The organism is Oceanibaculum sp. (genome assembly GCF_022449305.1).
Taxonomy (GTDB): Bacteria; Pseudomonadota; Alphaproteobacteria; order Oceanibaculales; family Oceanibaculaceae; genus Oceanibaculum; species Oceanibaculum indicum.
The window spans coordinates 1-21,622 of sequence record NZ_JAKUSO010000039.1 but is presented as its reverse complement, the minus strand read 5'-3'; the positions used below and the strand labels follow the sequence as shown (position 1 = coordinate 21,622).

General features: G+C 69.7%; 3 protein-coding genes (1 of these 3 cut by a window edge). All 3 read left to right on the top strand.

Features of this window, described 5'->3' with window-relative positions; genetic code table 11:
- Positions 1 to 3,280, top strand: the 3' end of a protein-coding gene (locus MK313_RS12200) for an SDR family NAD(P)-dependent oxidoreductase (RefSeq protein WP_287781841.1). The gene continues 13,586 nt to the left of window position 1, outside the view; only the last 3,280 of its 16,866 coding nucleotides appear in the window; its start codon lies off the left edge, out of view; the stop codon is at positions 3,278 to 3,280.
- Entirely contained in the window at positions 3,277 to 4,611 is a 1,335-nt protein-coding gene (locus tag MK313_RS12195; RefSeq protein ID WP_287781840.1) for a flavin-containing monooxygenase, read from the top strand. Before MK313_RS12200 ends, MK313_RS12195 begins: the two co-directional genes overlap by 4 nt.
- The coding region (locus MK313_RS12190) for an SDR family NAD(P)-dependent oxidoreductase (RefSeq protein WP_287781839.1) at positions 4,608 to 21,622 on the top strand (17,015 nt) is incomplete at its 3' end. The genes MK313_RS12195 and MK313_RS12190, both read left to right, overlap by 4 nt.

Below are 21,622 nucleotides of genomic sequence, written 5' to 3'. Positions count from 1 at the left end.
CCGCGAGTACAAGGGCCGCGAACTGGCCGCGCGCCGCCCCGGCCTGACCGCGCTGCCGGCCGCCGAGGTGCTGCCGCGCGCGCTGTCCATGGCGCATGCGCTGGCTGCCCGCCCGCGCGGCTGGCTGGTGGAGGCGAAATCGGCGCTGGCGAAGCCACTCACCAGCCGGCTGGGGGATGTGCTGGCCCGCGAGGTGGCGATGCACGAGACGACCTTCATCGGCAATGCCCGCGTGGCCGAACGCATCGCCGAGGCCTTCCCGCAGGCCCCCGCCGCTGAAACCCATGAGCCGGCAAAGCCCACAGTTTCCGATGGCGCGGCCCGGCTGGCGCGGGCGCGCGGGGAGATCGCCGCCACCCTTGCCGAGGAGCTGATGATCGAGGCCTCGGACATCCGCGATTCCTCCGGCTTCCTCGATCTCGGCCTCGATTCGATCCTCGCCGTCACCTGGCTGCGCCGGCTGAACGGGCTGTTTGGCATCGACCTGCCGGCAACCAGCGTCTATGCGCATCCGACGGTCGGCGACCTGGCCGCCCATGTCGCCAAGCTGCTGCCGGATGAGGCGCCGGCCGCACAGCCGGAGCCGCCTGCACAGCCTGAGCCCGCTCCGGCACCTGCCGTCGTGGCCCCTGTGGTTGCGGAACCTGTGGTCGCAACACCGGCGATCCTGTCAACACCGGCGCCTAGCCCAAGTCGCGAGACGCGGGGCGCGGTGGCGATCATCGGTGCCTCCGGGCGCTTCCCGAAGGCCGCCGATCTTGAAGCCTTCTGGGAGAATATCTGCAGCGGCCGCGACTGCATCGAGGAGGTGCCGGCCGACCGCTGGGACATCGCGCGGCATTACCATCCCGACCCGCAGCATCCCGAGACCAGCTATTGCAAATGGATGGGAGCGATTGACGGGATCGACCGGTTCGATGCCGGCTTCTTCACCATGACGCCGCGCGAGGCGGAGCTGACGGACCCGCAGCAGCGGCTGTTCCTGCAGCATGCCTGGCACGCCATCGAGGATGCCGCCCTCGACCCGCTGAAGCTGGGCGGGGCGGCCTGCGGCGTGTTCGTCGGCGCCGGCCCCAGCGGTTATGCCGATCTGATCGCGGAGCGCAACGCCTACAGCCTGCTGGGCAGTTCCGGCTCCATCCTGGCGGCGCGCATCGCCCATCTGCTGGATCTGCGTGGCCCCAGCCTGTCGATCGACACTGCCTGCTCCAGCTCGCTGGTGGCGATTGCCGAGGCCTGCAACAGCCTGCTGCTGGGCGATTGCGACCTGGCGCTGGCCGGCGGCGCCTGCGTGCTGATCGGCCCGTCCATGTTCATCGACACCGCCAAGGTCGGCATGCTGTCGAAGGACGGGCGCTGCTTCACCTTCGATGCGCGCGCCAACGGCTTCGTGCCGGGCGAGGGTGTGGGCGTGCTGCTGCTGAAGCGGCTGGAGGATGCGCTGGCCGATGGCGACCCGGTGCGCGCGGTGATCCGTGGCTGGGGCACCAACCAGGACGGGCGGACCAATGGCATCACCGCGCCCAACCCGCAGGCGCAGACGAGGCTGATGCAGTCCGTCCACCGCAAGTTCGGCATCGACCCGGCCAGTATCGGGCTGATCGAATGCCATGGCACCGGCACGGCGCTGGGCGACCCCATCGAGATCGAGGGGCTGTGCGACGCCTTCGCCGGCAGCGGTCTTTCGGAAGGCGCCACCGTCATCGGCTCGGTGAAGGCGAATGTCGGGCATTTGCTGGCCTCTGCCGGGGTGGCGGGGGCGATGAAGGCGATGCTGGCGCTGGAACGGGCCGAACTGCCGCCGGCGGTGAATTTCCAGACTCTCAACCCGCATATCCGCCTGGCCGGTGCGCCGTTCCGGGTGAATCCCAGCCTGAAGCCGTGGCCGGCCGGCACCGGCCCGCGCCGCGTGGCCGTCAGCTCCTTCGGCTTCAGCGGTACCAACGCGCATCTGGTGCTGGAGGAAGCGCCGCCAGCCGGGTCTGGCAGTGGCGCGCCCGGCCCCTATCTGTTCGTGCTGTCGGCGCGCGACCACGAGCGGCTGAGCGACTATGCCGCCACGATGGAGCGTTTTGTCGCCGCCAATCCGGCGCTCGATCTTGGCGACCTTGCCTACACGCTGCGGGTCGCGCGCAGCGCCTTCACCACGAGGCTGGCCTTCACTTTCCGCGACCGGACGGAACTGCTGCGGGCGCTGTCCTCCGTCGCTGCCGGGCAACCAGCGGAAGGCGTTTACTTCGATCAGCGCGATGCCGATGGGAATGCCGATGCCGGCACGCTCGACGGGTTGGCGCGGCTGTGGGCCGCCGGGCGCGATGTCGATTTCTCAGGATTGCCTGAGGGCCGCCGCATCCGGCTGCCGGGCTATCCCTTCGCGCGGGACCGGCACTGGGTGGTCGCCGCAAAACCGGCAGCACCCGCTTTGGCTCCCGCTGGGCATCCGCTGCTGGAGGAGGTGATTGTGACGCCGGAGGGGTTGCACGTCGGCCTGACCCTGCGCGCGGAGGAGTCCTGGCTGACCCACCACGCCACCGGCGAGACGCGGTTGTCGCTTGGCCTGTTCCTGCCGGAGCTGGCGCGCGCCGCGCTGGCCCGCCAGACAGGGGCTAGTGTGGCCGGACTGCGCCATCTGGTCTGGGGCCGACCGGTCGCGGTGAACGGCCATCCGCGCCGGCTCAGCCTTGCCATCCGGCAGGATGCGGCGGGGCTGTTCTATCAGGTGATGGCGGATGGCGAGGAGATGGCCCCCTGCCATCTGGGCGAGGCGCTGCCGCCGGAGGCCGAAGCCTTCCGCGCGCCTTCGCTCGATCCCGCCAGCATGCAGGCCGGCGAGGATACTCTGCCTTCCTTCCGGGAGTTCGCTGCGCGCTGCGCCGCCCATTCCGGCCCGCCGGCACCGGAAGCCGCCAGCGTGCAGGCGCTGCGCCGCGATGGAGACATGCTGACCGCGCGCCTGACGCGTGCCGCCGGCGGATCGGGTGGCATGGTCATGGACCCGCTCTGCCTCGATGCGGTCTGGCGGGTGCTGGCTTTTGCGGAGAATGGGGAGAGTGACGCGCTGCCCTTCCCCTATGCGCTGGAAAGCCTCACGCTGGAACCGGCGGCGCAGGCCGGCCTGCCGGAAGCGATCTGGCTGCGCCTGTCGCGCCTGTCGGCGGATGAGGGCTGGGTGCTGTCGCTGCACGATGCCGGCGGGCAGACACTGATGACGCTGGCCGGCGTGCTGACCGCGCCGCACGAGACGCTGGCGGAAATCCGGTTCGAGGAGGAGGCGCTATGACGGCGGTGACGAGAAACGCGAAGGTCGCGATCATCGGCGGCGGGCCAACCGGAATCGGCGTTGCGCGGGAACTGGTGGCCGGCAGCGTGGAGGTCGATCTCTACGAGGCGGAATCGGATTTCGGCGGCGTGTGGAATGCCGATGCGGCCTGCGGGCGCGCCTATGAGTCGCTGCATCTGATCTCGCCGAAATTCAACACCCAGGCGCCCGACTTCCCGATGCCGGAAGACTACCCGCCCTACCCGAACCACCGGCTGATGCTGCGCTATCTCCGCGATTTCGCGCGCGCCTCCGGCCTGTATGAGCGCACCCGTTTCGAGGCGCCGGTGCAGCGGCTGGAGCCGGTCGGCGACCAGTGGCGGCTGGTCACGGCGGCGGGGCATGACGCGCTCTATCCGCTGGTCATCGTGTGCAACGGGCTGCAGCGTGTGCCGCATCTGCCGGACCCGGCCTATCCCGGCAGCTTCGCGGGCGAGGTGCTGCATTCGATGGACTACAAGTCGGGCCGGCAGGTCGCCGGCAAGCGGCTGCTGGTGATCGGCGGCGGCAATTCCGGCTGCGACATTGCCGTGGATGCGATGCATCACGCGGCTTCCGTCCATCACAGCACGCGGCGCGGCTATTACTATCAGCCGAAATTCATCGATGGCAAGCCGACTCCTCAATGGATGATGGAGCTGGGCAACAAATTTCCCCGCAAGGAGGATACGCTGGCCTATATCGCGGAAGTGTTCCGCCTCGCCGGCTATGATGGCGCCGCCTACGGGTTGCCGGCGCCGGACTATCCGCTGGATGCCGCGCATCCGGTGATGAATTCGCAGATCCTCTATCATATCGGCCATGGCGATGTGGTGCCGAAGGGCGATGTCGCGGCGTTCGAGGGGCGCACTGTCCGCTTCACTGACGGCAGCACGGCGGAGTTCGATGTCATCCTCTACGCCACCGGCTACAAGCGCGACTTCCCGTTCCTCGACAAGGGGCTGCTGGAATGGAAGTCGGGCATCCCCGACCTGTTCCTGCATTCGACGCCGCGCAACCACGACAATCTGCTGTTCATGGGCTTCATCAATGCCGCCGGCGGGCTGGGCGACGGGCTGAAGACACAAGGCCTGTACGCGCTGACCTATGCCCGCGCGCTGTTCGGCCGGACGAAAGGGCTGGAGGCCTTCCTGAAGGCGAAGCAGACCGACACTCCCGATATCGGCCAGGGCTATTTCGTGCCGTCCTACCGGCATCTGTGGGAGGCCGATCTGTGGAAGCTGCTGGCGCAGATGCGGCGCTACCGCGACATGCTGGCCGGTGACGGGGCGCCGGAGGCGATGGCCTCATGACCGACCGTCCCGATATCCGCAAGACGCTGGAAGAGGAGCTGATGCGCCGCGCCGGCATCGCGCCGTCCACGCCAGAAGCAGCAGCGGAAACGGCTTCTTCTGGCGGCGGCCTCGGCCGGCTGGCTGGCGACGTGCTGGCCATCGCGGCGGCGGCGCTGCGCATCCCCGAAGAGAAGCTGGACCCGACCGAGAATCTGGCCAATTACGGCATCGATTCCATCGCCATCACCGAGGTAATGGTGCAGATCTCGCGGCGCTTCGGCATATCGGTGGCACCCACCACCTTCTTCGAGGCGAAGAACCTCAACGATCTTGCGCGTATCCTGGCGGAACGCAACGGCAAGGCCATCGCCGCCCATTACGCGCCGAAGGTCGAGACTGCGCCCGCGCCTGTATCCGTGCCGGAAGTAAAGCCAGCCGCGAAGGTCGCCGGCTGGATGGCGCGGCACCGCGCGGTGGCGAAGGCGCCAAAACCAGATGCCATTCCCGCCCAGCCAAAACCAGCGGTGCCGGATGCCGCTGCCCCCATCGCCATCATCTCGATGGAGGGGATGTTCCCCAAGAGCCCGGACCTCGACCGTTTCGCCGCGCATCTGCGGCGCGGCGAGGACTGCATCGAGGAAGTGCCGGCCAACCGCTGGGACTGGCGCGCCGTTCATGGCGACCCGCGCAAGGGGCCGTTCACTGATGTGAAATATGGCGGCTTCGTCCCGGGCCACGATCTGTTCGATGCCGGCTTCTTCAACATCTCGCCGAAAGAAGCCGAGCTGATGGACCCGCAGCACCGGCTGTTCATGGAATGCGTGTGGAAGCTGATCGAAGGGGCCGGCCATGCCCCCGGATCGCTGGCCGGGCGCAAGGTCGGGCTGTTCCTCGGCATCAACCTGCTGGACTACACCGAGATGGCGAACCGCGCCGGGGTGATGGAGGCGCAGCAGCTCACCGGCCTCGGCCATGCCTTCTGCCCGAACCGGCTGTCCTTCCTGCTGGATATTCACGGTCCCAGCCAGGTGATCGACACCGCCTGTTCCAGCTCGCTGGTGGCGGTGCACCGCGCGGTCATGAGCATCCGCCACGAAGGCTGCGAGATGGCGATTGCCGGCGGCTCCAACCTGATGCTGTCGCCGATGCAGCACATCATGTTCTCGCAGGTCGGGATGATCTGCCCGGACGGGCGCTGCAAGAGCTTCTCCGCCGCCGCCAATGGCTATGCCCGCGCCGATGGCGTGGGCGCTGTGCTGCTGAAGCGGCTGGATGCGGCGGAACGCGACGGCGACCCGATCCTCGGCGTGATCCTGGCCTCGGCGGAGCATCATGGCGGCGGCGCCACCTCGCTGACCGCGCCGAATCCGCAGGCGCAGGCAAGGCTGATCGTGGAGACGCACCGCGCCGCCGGCATCGATCCGCGCAGCATCGGCCTGATCGAATGCCACGGCACCGGCACGAAGCTGGGTGACCCGATCGAGATCGAGGGGCTGAAGCTGGCCTTTGCGGAATTGTACCGCGCCCGCGGCCTGCCGATGCCGGAAGTGGCAACATGCGGCCTCGGTTCGGTGAAATCCAATATCGGCCATGCCGAAACGGCGGCGGGCGTGGCGGGCCTGATCAAGGTGCTGCTGGCGCTGCGCGATGGCACGCGCTACCGCAGCCTGCATTGCGAGGTGCCGAACCCGCTGATCGACCTCACTGGCACGCCCTTCCACCTGCTGGACAAGGAAAGCCCATGGCAGCGGCCCAAGATTGATGGGGTAGAGCAGCCGCGCCGCGCGGCCATCAGCTCCTTCGGGGCAGGTGGCGCCAACGCGCATCTGGTGGTGGAGGAATATGTCCCCGCCGCTTCGCCAGTGTCGGAGAGCGCCGGGCCGTTCCTGCTGCCGGTCTCGGCGCGGACCGCGACCGCGCTGCGGGTTTCGGTGGAGCAGCTGCGGCCGTTCGCCGAAACCGCCGATCTGGCCGATCTCGCCTACACGCTGCAAATCGGCCGCGATGCGATGCGCGAGCGGGTCGCCTTCGTTGCCAGCAACGGTGCGGACCTGCTGCGCCAGATCGATGATTTCCTGAAAGATGGGCAGGCGGTGCATCGAGGCACCGCGCCGCGCGTCGGCAAGGGAGAGGCGCTCGATCCTGCCGGTATGGCTTTGGCGGATATCGCGGCGCGCTGGGCAGCGGGCGCGACCATCGGCTGGGCGGCGCTGCATGAGGGTCAGGCAAGGCGGCGGCTCGCCCTGCCGACCTATCCGTTCGAGCGCAAGCGCTACTGGCTGCCTTTGGCCGACACAAAACCGGTGGAAGCGGGCGGCTTCGCGCTGACCGAGGCCGGGCCGGACCGCTACACGTTGCGCTTCACCGGTGCGGAATTCTTCCTTGCCGATCATCGCGTGCAGGGCAATCCGGTGCTGCCCGGCGTCGCCTATCTGGAGCTGGCGCGCGCCGCCGCCGAAAAGGCCGGCCTGCGCGCCACGCATCTGCGCAAGATCGTCTGGCTGAAGCCGCTGATCGTGACATCTCCGGTCACGGTCGAAATCGTGGTGAATCGGGCGGCGGGCGGCACCCGCATTGAGATCGGCAGCCTCGGCCCGGATGGCGCGCGCGACTTGCACGCACAGATGCTGCTGGCCGAGTCTGTTGGCGATGCGCCCCAGCCCGCTGACCTCGATATGCTGCGGGCGGCGCATCCGCACGACGCGCCGCGCATCTATGACGCCTTTGCGGCGCTGGGGCTGGAGTATGGGCCGGGGCACCGGGCGCTGGTCGAACTGGCCACCGGCGAGGCCGGCGTGCTGGCGCGGCTCCGCCTGCCGGACTCGGTGGCGGGTGCCGGCTTCGCGCTGCATCCCAGCCTGCTCGACGGTGCCTTCCAGGCCGCCATCGGCATGGCGCTGAACCCCGACGGCACACCGTCGGAAGGCGGGGCGGCACTGCCCTTCGCGCTGGAGTCGGTCGAGCTGCTGCGCGCCGTGCCCGCCGATTGCTGGGTCGCCATCCGTCCCGCCGCCGAAGGGCAGGGGGAGCGGGTGCGCACCCTCGATCTCGATCTGCTGGATGCGGAGGGTATAGTCTGCGTGCGGCTGCGCGGCTTCGCCACGCGGGTGTTGCAGGCGCAGAAGGAAGAGTCCGTGCTGCATTTCGCGCCGGACTGGCTGCCCGTGCCGGCGGCGACCGTCGATCCTGCCGGTTTCGCCGCGCGCCATGCGCTGCTGATCGGCCTCGAAGCGCCTTCGCTGCCGGGTTGGGAGTGCCAGGCGCTCACCGGCGACGGTCTGTCGGCGTACAGCCGGCAGCTCCTCGGTTTCCTGCAATCCCTGCTGCCGGCGAAGGTGCCGGTGCTGGTGCAGATCGCCCTGCCGGACGGGCCGGAGGCGCCGATGCTGGCGGCGCTGGCCGGCATGCTGCGCAGCGCACATCTGGAGCATGGTAATCTCTGGGGGCAGGTGGTCTGCGTCGAGCCGGGGCTGAGCCCGTCGGCGTTGGCGGAACGACTGGCGCAGGCTGCCCGCACGCCGCAACACGCGCTGCTGCGCTTCCGGGACGGCGTGTCCTCCATGCAAGGCTGGCGCGAGGTTGCTGCCGCCAAGGCCTCTCCCGCGTGGCGCGACGATGGTGTCTATCTGATTGCCGGCGGCGCGGGCGCGCTGGGGCGCCTGCTGGCAGACGATATCCGCGCCCATGCGCCCGCCGCCCGCATCGTGCTGGCGGGCCGGCGCGCGCCGGATGCGGCCTTGCCGGACGGGGTGTCGTTCCAGCCGGTCGATCTGACCGATGCCGCATCGGTGGACTCGCTGGTTGCTGCCATCCGCCGCGAGCATGGCAGGCTAGACGGGGTGATCCAGGCCGCCGGGCTGCTGCGCGACAAGGCGCTGGCCGGCAAGAGTCCCGAGGAGCTGGCCGAGGTGCTGGCGCCGAAGCTGGCCGGCACGCTGAATCTCGACCGTGCCATCGGCGCGGCACCGCTGGATTTTTTCCTGCTGTTCTCCTCCCTGTCCGGCGCGCTCGGTAATCCGGGACAGGCCGATTACGCCACCGCCAATGCCTTTCTCGATGGGTTCGCGGAGGCGCGCGAGGCGCGCCGCGCCGCCGGTGCCTGCCAGGGCCGCACCATCGCCATCGCCTGGCCGCTCTGGCGCGATGGGGGCATGCGCATGGATGCGGCCAGCGAGCGGCTGATGACCCGCACCACCGGGCTGGTGCCGCTGGAGACGGCGGACGGGCTGGCGGCGATCCATGCCGCGCTGGCCGGAACCGAAACGCGGCTGCTGGTTGCCCCCGGCGATGCCGCGCGGCTGCGCCGTCGCCTGCTGGAGGCGCCGGAGCCGCCCGTCTTCCAGAAGCCGGCGGCCGCCTCGGTCGATAGCGGTGCGCTGCGCGCGGCGGTGCTGGACGCGCTGATGCGCATGGTCTCGGCGCAGCTGAAGGTTGGGCTGGACGATCTCGCCCCGGATATCGAGCTGACCGAATATGGCTTCGATTCGATCAGCTTTACCCAGTTCGCCAATGCGCTGAACGACCGGTTCGCGCTGGAGCTGACGCCGACCCTGTTCTTCGAGCATCCGACGCTGGACGGGCTGGCCGGGCATCTGGCGGCGGCCGAATCGGACCGCATGGCTGCGGCGCTGGGCGTGGCCGCGACGGTGGCGGCGCCAGCCGCAGCGCCAGCCTCGAAACCGGAGCCCCAGCCCACGCCGAAACCGGCGATGGCGTCCGACACGCCACGCGATGCGGTCGCCATCATCGGCATGAGCGGCGTGTTGCCCGGCGCTGCCGATGTTGATGACTTCTGGCGCAACCTTGTGGAGGGACGCGACTGCATCGGCGAGATCCCGCCGGAGCGCTGGGACTGGCGCGCGGTCTGGGGCGACCCGGTGAAGGAGCCCGGCCGCACCAATGTGAAATGGGGCGGCTTCATCGACGGCATCGGCGCTTTCGACGCCGGATTCTTCGGCCTGTCGGCGCCGGAGGCGCGCATGATGGACCCGCAGCAGCGACTGCTGCTGACCCAGGCCTGGCGCGTCATCGAGGATGCCGGCTATGCCCCGCGCAGCCTGTCGGGCAGCCGCACCGGCGTGTTTGTCGGCATCGCCGATACCGGCTATGGGCGGCTTGCGGCGGCATCGGGTGCTGTGGTCGAAGGCTATGCGATGACTGGCCTCGCCCCCTCGCTGGGGCCGAACCGCATCAGCTATTTCCTGAATTTGCACGGGCCAAGTGTGGCGGTGGAGACGGCCTGTTCCAGCGCGCTGGTGGCGATCCATCGCGCCGTTGAGGCGATCCGTTCCGGCGGCTGCGACACCGCCATTGCCGGCGGGGTGAACACGCTGCTGCTGCCGGATTCCTTCATCGGCTTCAGCCGCGCCGGCATGCTGTCGCCGGACGGGCGCTCCAAGCCCTTCTCGGACGCGGCCAATGGCTATGCCCGCGGCGAGGGGCTGGGGCTGGTGTTCCTGAAGCGGCTGGCCGATGCGGAACGCGATGGCGACCGTATCCTCGCCGTGGTGCGCGCCTCGGCGGAGAACCATGGCGGCCGCGCCGGCTCGCTGACCGCGCCGAACCCGAAGGCGCAGGCCGAGCTGCTGCGCACCGCCTATCGCCAGGCGGGATTCGATCCGCGCACGGTTTCCTATATCGAGGCGCATGGCACCGGCACGAAGCTGGGCGACCCCATCGAGGTGGAGGGGCTGCGGGCCGCCTTCGCCGATCTCGCGAAAGAGGCGGAAGCCGAGTACGGACCGGGCGTTTCGATGGCCTGTGGAATCGGTTCGGTGAAGTCGAATATCGGCCATCTGGAGCTGGCGGCCGGCGCGGCGGGCGTGCTGAAGCTGCTGCTGCAGATGCGCCACGGCCAGCTGGTAAAGACGCTGCATTGCGATGCGCTGAACCCCTATCTGAAGCTGCAGGGCAGCCCGTTCGAAGTGGTGCGCGAGAACCGGCCCTGGCCGCGCACGCTCGATGCTGCGGGGCGCGAGATTCCGCGCCGCGCTGGGGTCAGCTCCTTCGGTTTCGGTGGCTCCAACGCGCATCTGGTGCTGGAGGAATATGTCGCCCCCAAACCGCTGGTTGAACAGGAAAGCGGCCCGGCGCTGATCGTGCTGTCGGCGCGCACGCCGGAGCAGCTGCGCGAGAGCGCCCGCCTGCTGCGTGACGCCGTGGCGGCGATGGGAACGGACGCGGACCTGTCCGCCATTGCCTGGACGCTGCAGGTGGCCCGGGACGCGATGGAACACCGGCTGGCCTTTCAGGCATCGGATGTTCCGGCGCTGCTCGACCGGCTGACTGCCTATCTGGACGGACGCGTCGAAGAAACCGGCCTGCATGTCGGGCAGGTGAAAGCGAACCGGGCGATGATGGCGGTGCTGGAAAGCGATGCGGAACTGAACGCCGCCGTCGCCGGGCTTGCGGAGCGCGGCCGGGCGGACACGCTGCTGCAGCTCTGGGCCGGCGGGCTGGCGGTCGATTGGCGCGCCCTGCGCAAGGGCCGCCCGCCCCGCCGTATCTCATTGCCGGGCTATCCGTTCGACCACACGCGCTATTGGGTCGGCACACAGGCTGCGCCTGCCCCGCAGACGATACCGGTGGCTGCCGCGCCTGTGGTGCAACCGGCGCCTGCCCCGCCCCTGCCCGCCGCTGCCGCCGAGAGTGAGGATGAGCGCCTCGCCCGCGCCCTGACGGCGGTGACCGGGGTGGCCGCGCGGGTGCTGGAGGTCGAGGCGTCGGTGCTCGATTCCGATACGGAGCTGGGCGAGTTCGGCTTCGATTCGATCACCATGACGGTGTTCGCCTCGGCGGTGAACGAGACGCTTGGCCTGTCGTTGACGCCGGCCGATTTCTTCGAGTTCGCCACCCTGTCGCGGCTGGCGGACCATATATCCGGGCAGATGCCAGCAGCAGAACCCGTTGCCGATCCCGCGCCCGCCCCGGCTGTTGTCCAGCCCTTGGCCCCGTCCTTTGGCGGGGACGACGACCCCATCGCCATCGTGGGCTTAAGCTGCCGCTTCCCGAAGGCGGCGGATGCCGATGAGTTCTGGGCCAATCTGCTGGCCGGGCGCGATTGCATGGAGCGTATCCCGGCGGATCGCTGGGACTGGCGCGCCTATGATGGCGATCCGAAGCGCGAGCCGAACCGCACCAACATCCATTGGGGCGGCTTCATCGACGGGGTGTTCGCGTTCGACCCGCTGTTCTTCGGCATCTCGCCGCGCGAGGCGAAGCTGATGGACCCGCAGCAGCGGCTGATGCTGATGCATGCCTGGAAGGCCATCGAGGATGCCGGCCACGCGCCGCGCAGCCTGGCGGGCCGGTCGGTCGGCGTGTTCGTCGGCACCTCCTCCAGCGGCTACCGCGAGATGATCGGCGAGGATACCGGCGGCGAGGGCTATGTCGCGACCGGCGCGGTGCCCTCGGTCGGGCCGAACCGGATCAGCTATTTCTTCGACTGGCACGGCCCGAGCGAGCCGGTGGAGACCGCCTGTTCCAGCTCGCTGGTTGCGCTGCACCGCGCGCTGGAGGCGATGCGCAACGGCGATTGCGAGATGGCGCTGGTCGGCGGGGTGAACAGCATCGTCACGCCGGAGGCGCACATCAATTTCGCCAAGGCCGGCATGCTGGCGCCGGACGGGCGCTGCAAGACCTTCTCGAAGGATGCCGATGGTTATGGCCGCGGCGAGGGCGTCGGGATGATCTTCCTGAAGCGCCTGTCCGAGGCAAGGCGCGACGGCGATGCGGTCTATGCCATCGTCCGCGGCTCGTCGGTCAATCATGGCGGGCGCGCCAATTCGCTGACCGCGCCGAACACGGCGGCGCAGAAGGCGCTGCTGGTACAGGCCTATCGCCGCGCTGGCATCGACCCGCGCACCGTCACCCATATCGAGACGCATGGTACCGGCACGGCGCTGGGCGACCCGGTGGAGGTGAACGCGCTGAAAGCGGCCTTCCGCGACCTCTATGCCGAAAGCCCCGACGCGTCTTACGAGAATGAAGGCTGCTGGCTGGGCGCGGTGAAGAGCAATATCGGCCATCTGGAACTGGCCGCCGGCATCGCCGGGCTTGCCAAGTTGCTGCTGGAAATGCGCCACGGCACGCTGGCAGCCAGCCTGCATTGCGCCGAGCAGAACCCCTATATCGACCTCACGGACAGCCCGTTCCGCATCCTGCGCGAGGCCCGGCCCTGGGCGCGGCTGCGCGATGCGCAGGGCCGCGAACTGCCGCGCCGCGCCGGCATCAGCTCCTTCGGCTTCGGCGGCGTGAACGCGCATGTCGTGCTGGAGGAAGATGTGCCGCCCGCACCACCCGCAGCTTCAGCGGGGCCGGTCCTGATCGTGCTGTCGGCGCGTGACGAGGTGCGGCTGCGCGAGCAGGCAGCACAGCTGCTGGCGGCGCTGGAGGGGGGCCGATTCAGCGATGCCGACCTTGCGGATATCGCCCATACGCTGCAGGTGGGGCGCGAGGCGATGCGCCAGCGCCTTGCCTTCACCGCCGGCTCGCTGGCAGAAGTTCGGGAGCGGCTGGCCGGCTGGCTTGCCGGGTCGGGCAGCGGGGTCTTTGCTGGCAGGCTTGCCGCCGGGGATGCATCACCGGCCGGCACGCTGCCGGAGAGCGCAACGCTGGCGGACATTGCCCGGCACTGGGTTGCGGGCGGGGCGGTTGCCTGGGCGACTCTGCAAAACGGGCCGCGCCGGCGGCTGCACCTGCCGACCTATCCCTTCGCGCGGGATATCTACAACATCGCCGGAGCGGCGACGCCGGCCGTTACTGCCGACGCGCCCTATGCGCTGACCCTGCATCCCGACTCCTTCTATCTGCGCGATCACCGCTTCCGGGGTGCCTGCGTGCTGCCCGGCGCGATGAGCCTGGAACTGTCCCGCCGCGCCTATGCCGGCGACGACACGGCACGTCCGGTGCTGCTGCGCCAGGTGGTTTGGCAGCAGCCGGTCATGGTCACGGCGCCGCTGCCCGTCGCCGTCTCTCTGACACAGGCAGAGGGCGGCGACAGCGCCTTCCGGCTGACCAGCGGGCCGGAGGAGACTTTGCATGTGCGCGGCACAATCGGGCCGCTGGCAGAAGGCGTGACGCCGGTGCTCGATCTGCCCGGCCTGCGCGCCCGCTGCCCGGACGAACTGTCGCCGCGCTGGCTGTATGACAGCTACGCGTCGCTGGGGCTGGAATATGGGCCGAGCTTCCAGCCGGTGCGCGTGCTGCGGCGCGGCAAGGATGAGGCGCTGGCGCATCTGGTGCTGCCGGAAGCGGCGGCGCAATCGGGTGAGGCCTTCGGGCTGCACCCGTCGCTGCTGGATGGCGCCTTCCAGGCCTGCATTGCGCTGGTCGATGATGCGGGCGAGGAGGGCAAGGCGGCCCTGCCCTTCGTGCTGGAGCGGCTGGAACTGCTGCGCCCGCTGCCTGCCATGGCCGGCGACGGCATTTGGGCGCATCTGCGGCTGCGACCCGGCACTGGCGGCGTGCTGAAATTCGATATCGACCTGGCCGATGACAAGGGCCGTCTCTATGCAAGGTTGCACGGTTTCACGGTGCGGGTTGCCGGTCGTGTCATGGAAGCGGATGACAAGCCGGAAGCGACCGTCCCGCTGCGGCAGGCGGCGGAGACCTATCTGGCCGGGGTACTGGCGCGCGAAATCGGCATGGAAGCGGCGCAGATCGAACCGGAGGCCGCGTTCGAGGCCTATGGCATCGATTCCATGCTGATCGTACGGCTGACCGATGTGCTGGAAGCGGATTTCGGGCCGCTGCCGAAGACCCTGTTCTTCGAGCATCAGACTCTGGCGGCGCTGGCCGGATACTTCCTTGAACATCACGCGGCGCGGCTGGCGGAACTGGCGGGCGTCGCGTCCGCCAGGGCGGCGCAGGCGCTTCAGGCCGATCCGGCGGTGCGGCGCGGCGAACCGCTGGCGCAAAGCGCGGGTGACCAGCCCATCGCCATCATCGGCCTGGCCGGGCGCTACCCCGGTGCCCGCGACCTGGACGAATTCTGGGCCAATCTGGCCGCCGGTCGCGACGGCATCACCGAGGTGCCCTTGGAGCGCTGGGACCACAGAAGCTTCTACGATCCGGCACCGGGCAAGCCGGGAAAGACCAACAGCAAATGGGGCGGCTTCCTCGACGGTTTCGACCGCTTCGATCCGCTGTTCTTCAACATCTCCCCGCGCGAGGCGGAGTTCATGGACCCGCAGGAGCGGCTGTTCCTGCAATGCGCCTGGGAGACGCTGGAGGATGCCGGCCATACCCGCGCCAGCCTGGACGGGCAGGATGTCGGCGTCTTCGTCGGCGTGATGTATGAGGAATATCAGCTCTACGGTGCGGAGAAGAGCCAGGCCGGCCAGCCGATGGCGCTGGGCGGCTCGGCCGCCACCATCGCCAACCGCGTCTCCTATTTCTGCGATTTCCACGGCCCCAGCCTGGCGGTGGATAGCATGTGTTCCTCCTCGCTGACGGCGATCCATCTGGCCATCGACAGCCTGCGCGGTGGCGGCTGTTCGGTGGCGCTGGCCGGCGGCGTGAATCTGACGCTGCATCCGAACAAGTATCTGGCGCTGTCGCAGGGCCGCTTCATGTCCAGCAAGGGACGCTGCGAATCCTTCGGGGCGGGCGGCGACGGCTATGTGCCGGGCGAGGGCGTGGGCGCGGTGCTGCTGAAGCCGCTGGACCGCGCGCTGGCCGATGGCGACCGCATCCATGGCGTGATCCGTGGTTCCATGCTGAACCATGGCGGCAAGACCAACGGCTATACCGTGCCGAATCCGAATGCGCAGGCGGATGTGATCGGCCGCGCGCTGGGTCGCGCCGGGGTGTCGCCGCGCGCGATCTCCTATGTCGAGGCGCATGGTACCGGCACCAGCCTGGGCGACCCGATCGAGATCGCGGCGCTGACCAAGGCCTATAAGGCAGAGACCGACGACACCGGCTTCTGCGCCATCGGCTCGGTGAAATCCAATATCGGCCATTGCGAGAGTGCGGCGGGCATAGCCGGCCTGACCAAGCTGCTTTTGCAGATGCGCCATGGGCGGTTGGTGCCGTCGCTGCATTCGACGACACTAAATCCGGGCATCGATTTCGCCGCGACGCCGTTCCGGGTGCAGCGCGACCTCGCTCCCTGGCGCGCGCCGGTCGTGGACGGGCGGGAACTGCCGCGCCTCGCCGGCCTAAGCTCCTTCGGGGCGGGCGGGTCGAACGCGCATCTGGTGATCGAGGAATCCCCGCAGCAGCCGACCAGCGCCCCCTTGGATGGGCCGGCAGTGTTCCCGTTCTCGGCGCGCGATCCCGAACGCCTGACCGAGCTGCTGGCCCGCCATCGCGCGGCGCTGGAGAAGCTGGGCGAGGGCGACATAGCGGCGGTCGCCTGCACGCTGCAGGAAGGCCGCGAGGCCTTCGAGGAGAGGCTGGCGGTGGTCGCGGACAGCCGCGCCGCGCTGCTGGCGGCGCTCGACCGCGTGCTGGCGGGTGCCAGGGATATCGCCGGCGTGTACCGGGCGCGCGCGGCGGGCTTCGGTGCGGCGGTGACCGGCCTTTCCGATCCGCAGGATCTGGCCCGTGCCTGGGCTGCCGGCGGGCGCGTCGATTGGCGCGCGCTTAGGGGCAGCAAGCCGGCCCGGCGCATCGGCCTGCCCGCCTATCCCTTTGCGCGGGATCGTTACTGGGTACCCGGCGGGGTTTCTGAGCGAGCGGTGACGGAGTCCGTGCAGCCAGCGACGTTGCCGCTGCTGTTCGCGCCGGACTTGCGGGCGAAACCGGCGGGCGGCGATCTGCCGGCGGATCGGATCGTGACGCTGCTGTGCGGCTTCGCGCCGGAGCGGATGGAGCGTGCCGTTGCCGCGCTTGGTCCTGACCGGGCGGCAATACTGGCCAACAGCGGCGCGGCGCTGGCGGATCGCTATGCCGATCATGCGGCAGAGATGCTGGCGCGGCTGCAGGCGCTGTTCCGCGAGCGTCCGGCGCAGCCGCTGGTGCAGCTTCTCGTGCCGCTCGATGGTGAGGAGGCGTTGCAGGAAGGGCTGGGCGGGCTGCTGCGCAGCGCCGTGCAGGAACGGCCGGGCCTGCGCTGCCAGACCATCGCCGTGGCCGATCCGGCGGCTGACCTTGCCGCGCTGGCACGGGCCGAGCAGGGCAGCACCGATGCCGATATCCGCCACACCGCACAGGGCAGGCAGGTGCGGCACTGGCGGGAGATCGCCGCAAAACCGGTGGCACCGGCCTGGAAGCCGGGCGGTGTCTATCTGGTGACCGGCGGGGCCGGCGGGCTGGGCCTGCTGCTGTGCCGCGAGATCGCGGCGCAGGGGCGCAGGCCGGTGCTGTGGCTGACCGGGCGCTCGCCGCTGTCCGAGGTGCGCCGCGCGGCGCTGGCCGCCTTGCCGGCGGAGGTGATCTATCGCCAGGCGGATATGGCGGACGCGGCCTCGGTGCGGGCGCTGATCGACGAGATTTATGCCGCGCATGGTCATATCGATGGCGTCATCCACGCCGCCGGCATCACCCGCGACCGGTTGCTGGTGCGCAAGGAGGCGGCGGAGCTGCGCGCCGTGCTGGCGCCGAAGGTCGCCGGCCTCGCCACTCTCGATGCGGCGCTGGGCGGCCGTCCGCTCGGCTTTATGCTGCTGTTCGCCTCGGCGGCCGGCGCGCTGGGCAATGCCGGGCAGGCGGATTACGCCGCCGGCAACGCTTTCCTCGATAGCTTCGCGGCTTATCGCAACCTTCTGGCCGCCCGTGGCGAGCGGCAGGGCCGAACGCTGTCCCTCGACTGGCCCTACTGGCGCGCCGGCGGCATGGCGATGGCGGAAACGGCGGTGGCGGCGGCAGAACGCGCGGTCGGCGTGCGGCCGCTGGAAAGCGAGGCCGCCTTCGCCGCGCTGAATGCCGCGCTGGCATTGGACGAGCAGCAGATCCTCGTGCTGGACGGCGACCATCAAAGGCTGCGCGCGGCGCTGATGCCGGACGGGGAGAAGCCGGTGCCAGAACGGGCCGCCCCATCGGCGCGCATCGCTTCCGCGCCTTTGCGGGAGCGGGCGCTGGCGTTTGTGTCCCGCCATGTCGGCGACGCGCTGAACATCCCGGCGGAACGGCTGGACCCGGAGTCGACGCTGGATCGCTATGGCGTCGATTCTGTGTCGGCCCTGCAGATCGTCGAGGCGATGGAGCGCGAGCTGGGGCCGCTGCCGGCCACGCTGCTGCTGGAATATCCGAAGCTCTCCGCGCTGGCCGGGGCGCTGGCGGACAGCCACGGCGCTGCCTTTGGCGATGCCGAACCCGCATCCAACCCGCAGCCCGAAGCGCAGTCTTCCGCCCAGCCGCAAGCGGCCGCCGGGGACATCGCCATCATTGCCGTCGCCGGGCGCTACCCCGGCGCCGATACGCCGGAGGAATTCTGGCAGGCGCTGCGCGAAGGCCGCGATCTGGTGACCGAGGTGCCGGATGATCGCTGGGATCATGCCGCGCTCTATGCGCCGGAGAAGGGCAGGCCCGGCACGTCCCATTGCAAATGGGGCGGGTTCCTCAGCGACGTCGACAGGTTCGATGCCGGCTTCTTCGGTTATAGCCCGCGCGAGGCGGCGCTGGCCGACCCGCAGGAGCGGCTGTTCCTGCAAACCGCCTGGCACCTGCTGGAGCGCGCCGGCCACACGCGGGAGGCGCTGGTCCGGCGCTACGAGTCGCGCGTCGGCGTGTTCGTTGGCGCCATGTACCAGCAATACCGCGCGCTGGAGATGGATGCCGACAGCAAGGCGCTGCTGAGCCTCGCCTCCTATGCCGGCATCGCCAACCGGCTGTCCTATTTCCTCGACCTGCAAGGCCCGAGCGTCGCGGTGGACAGCATGTGCTCCTCCGGGCTGCAAGCAGTGCATCAGGCCTGCCAGAGCCTGCGGCTGGGCGAATGCCGGCTGGCCATCGCCGGCGGGGTGAATCTCTCGATCATCCCCGACAAGTACCTGGCGCTGAGCCGTGCCGGGCTGATCGGCAGCCATGAAAGCAGCCGCAGCTTCGCCGATGGCGATGGCTATCTGCCGGCGGAAGGCGTGGGGGCGGTGCTGCTGAAGCCGCTGGCCGATGCGCTGCGCGATGGCGATGCGGTGCTGGCCATCGTGAAGGCGAGTGCGGCGAATCATGCCGGCCATTCCGCCGGCTATGCGGTGCCCGGCGCCGAGGCACAGGCGCGGCTGATCGAGGAGAATCTGCGCGCCGCCGGGGTGGATGCGCGCAACATCTCCTATGTCGAGGCGGCGGCCAACGGCTCCGCCATCGGTGACGCCATCGAACTGCGCGCCCTGACCCGCGCCTTCCGCGCCTTCACGCCGGAGGTGGGGTTCTGCGCCATCGGCTCGGTGAAGGCCAATATGGGCCATGCCGAGGCGGCGTCAGGCATGGCGCAGCTGACCAAGGTTCTGCTGCAACTCCAGCACCGCGAACTGGCGCCTTCGATCCGGCCCGGCGCGCCGAACCCGAAGATGGATTTCGCCGGCACGCCCTTCGTGCCGCAGGCGGCGCTTGGCCCCTGGCGGGCGCCGGTGATCGACGGTGTGGAGCAGCCGCGCCGGGCGACGGTCAGCTCCTTCGGGGCCGGCGGCTCCAACGTGCATCTGGTGCTGGAGGAAGCGCTGGTGCAGAAGATGCCCGCTGCGGAGGCGCCGCGCCGCCGGCTGTTCCCGGTCTCCGCCCGCACACCGGCGCAGCTGACGCAAATGCTGGCCGACCTTGCGGCGTATGTGCGCGCCAACCCGGATATTTCCCTGGCCCGCCTGTCGCGCACGCTGCGCACCGGGCGGGAGGCGATGGAACACCGTACAGAGATTGTTGCCTCCTCCCATGCCGAGCTGCTGGCCGGGCTGGAGTCCGTGCGCCCTGGCCAGATGGCTGGCGGAGTGGTGCCGGAGGAGAAGGTCGAGGGGCCGCTGCTGGTGCTGCCGCCCTATCCCTTCGCGCGGGACCGGCACTGGATCGGCGCGGCGGTTGTCGCGCCAACGGCCGTGCAGCCGGTTGCGGCGCCGGACGATGTGCTGGCATTGGTCACGGCCACGCTGGCGGCGGAGCTTGGCGTGGCCGCCACCGATATAAGCGCCGATGCGGATTTCCGCGCGCAAGGGGCCGATTCCATGGCCTCCCTGCGGCTGATCCATACATTGCGGGAGGCGACCGGCGTCGAGGTCGGCCATGCCGATCTGGAACGGCTGGGCACGCCTGCCGCGCTGGCCGGCTGGGTCGCGGAACGGCGCGGTACTGTGGTGCAGCCGGCAGAAGAAGTGGCAGCGATCCTGCCGCCGGAGCAGTGGCAATCACCCTTGAGCGAGGGGCAGCGCGCGCTGTGGGTCTGGCAGGCGCTCTATCCCGACAGCGCGGCCTACAATGTGCCGATAGCATTCAGCCTGTCCGGCATCGACCGGGACGCGCTGGAACGTGCCTGTAGCTGGCTGCTGTCCCGTTTCCCGATGCTGACCGCGCATCTTGTCGAGGCGGACGGGGATGCGCGTCTGGCCGGCCAGCCTGTTGGCACGGTTTTGCAGGATATCGCCGTGCCGGCTGGGGTCGATCCGCTGGACGAGGCGAAACGCCGGGCCGTGCTGCCCTTCGATCTGCATGAAGAGCCGCCGATCCGCTTCGCGCTGCTGCGCCGGTCCGACAGGCCGGCAGGCGACGGGCTGCTGCTGATCGTTGCCCATCACATCGCCTTCGATGGCATGTCGGCGCTGGTTCTCGCCGGGCTGCTGCGCGACGCCTATGACCGCTTTAGGGCAGGCGAGGCGCCGGCGGAACCGGTCGCGGCGGACTATGCCGATTTCGTCGGTTGGGAGCGGAATTTCATGGCCTCGCCGAAAGGGCAGGCGCAGCTTGCCTACTGGCGCGCGCGGCTGGAAGGCGACCTGCCGGCGCTGACCCTGCCGGAAGAAAAAGTATCGGCGCTGACAGGGGGCGTGGCCGAACCAGCGCATCTGGAAAAGGCGCTGCCCGCCGCACTGGTGGCGCGCGCCCGGGCCGTGGCGGAACGGCTGGGCGTCACCCCGTCGGCCTTCTTCCTGGGCGTCTTCGCGATGCTGCTGCACCGGCTCACCGGCGAGGCGGAGTTTGTCATCGGCATGCCGGTGCTGCGCCGGCCCGAGGCCCGCTTCGCCCGGTCCATCGGCTTCTTCGCCAACATGGTCGCGGTGCGGGCCACGGTTGACGGTAACCGGCCGGCAGGTGACTTGCTGCGCGAGGTGCAGGCGCAGGTGACCGGGGCGCTGGATAATGGGGATTACCCGCATGCCGCCGTAGTGCGCGCGGTGAAGGGCCGCGCCGATGGCCAGCCGCTCTACCGTGTAAGCTATGCCTACCAGAATTTCCTCGGCCGGACGGCGAAAGCCGAAGGTGGCGACCTGGCCCCGCTGGACGGGCTGCGACAGCAGCCGGACGGTCCGCTGGGGCTGGAACTCTTTGATGCATCGGACGGGCTACGGCTGGTCGCCGGCTATGATGCCGCACGGTTCGATGCTGCCGCCATCGCCCGGCTGCTGGAGCGTTTCGGGCGGCTGACGGAGGCTGTCTGCGCCGATGCGGCGCAGCCGGTGGCTTCCCTCGACATGCAGCAACCGGGCGAGCGTTCGCGGTTGCTGAAAAGCTGGGCGCGCGGCGACAGGCTGGAGCGGCGCAAGGGTACTGTGGCGCAATGGATTGCCGACACTGCCGCCCGCCAGCCGAAAGCCATCGCCCTGCACTCGGCGGAGGAGGGCACCACTCTCACCTACCGCCGGCTATGGCGCCGCGCGATGCGGCTGGCGGCGCTGCTGCGGAACCGCGGTGTCGGACGCGGCGACCGGGTGGCGGTGCTGTTGCCGCGCGGGCCGGAATGCGTCGCCTCGCTGCTGGCCTGTCTTGCCTGCGGCGCGGTCTGGGTGCCGCTGGATGTCGAACAGCCGGAGGCACGGCTGGCGCTGGTGCTGGCGGATGCCGATCCGGCGCTGCTGGTGAGTGATGCGGCGGGGGCGGTCCGGATGCGCAGCCTCGACGAAGGCGTGCCGCCAATCCTCGATCTGGAAGGCGAGAAGCGGGC

What these genes read in the sequence shown, in the direction of transcription:
- MK313_RS12195 (WP_287781840.1), top strand. Translation starts at nt 3,277, where the DNA reads ATGACGGCGGTGACGAGAAACGCGAAGGTCGCGATCATCGGCGGCGGG.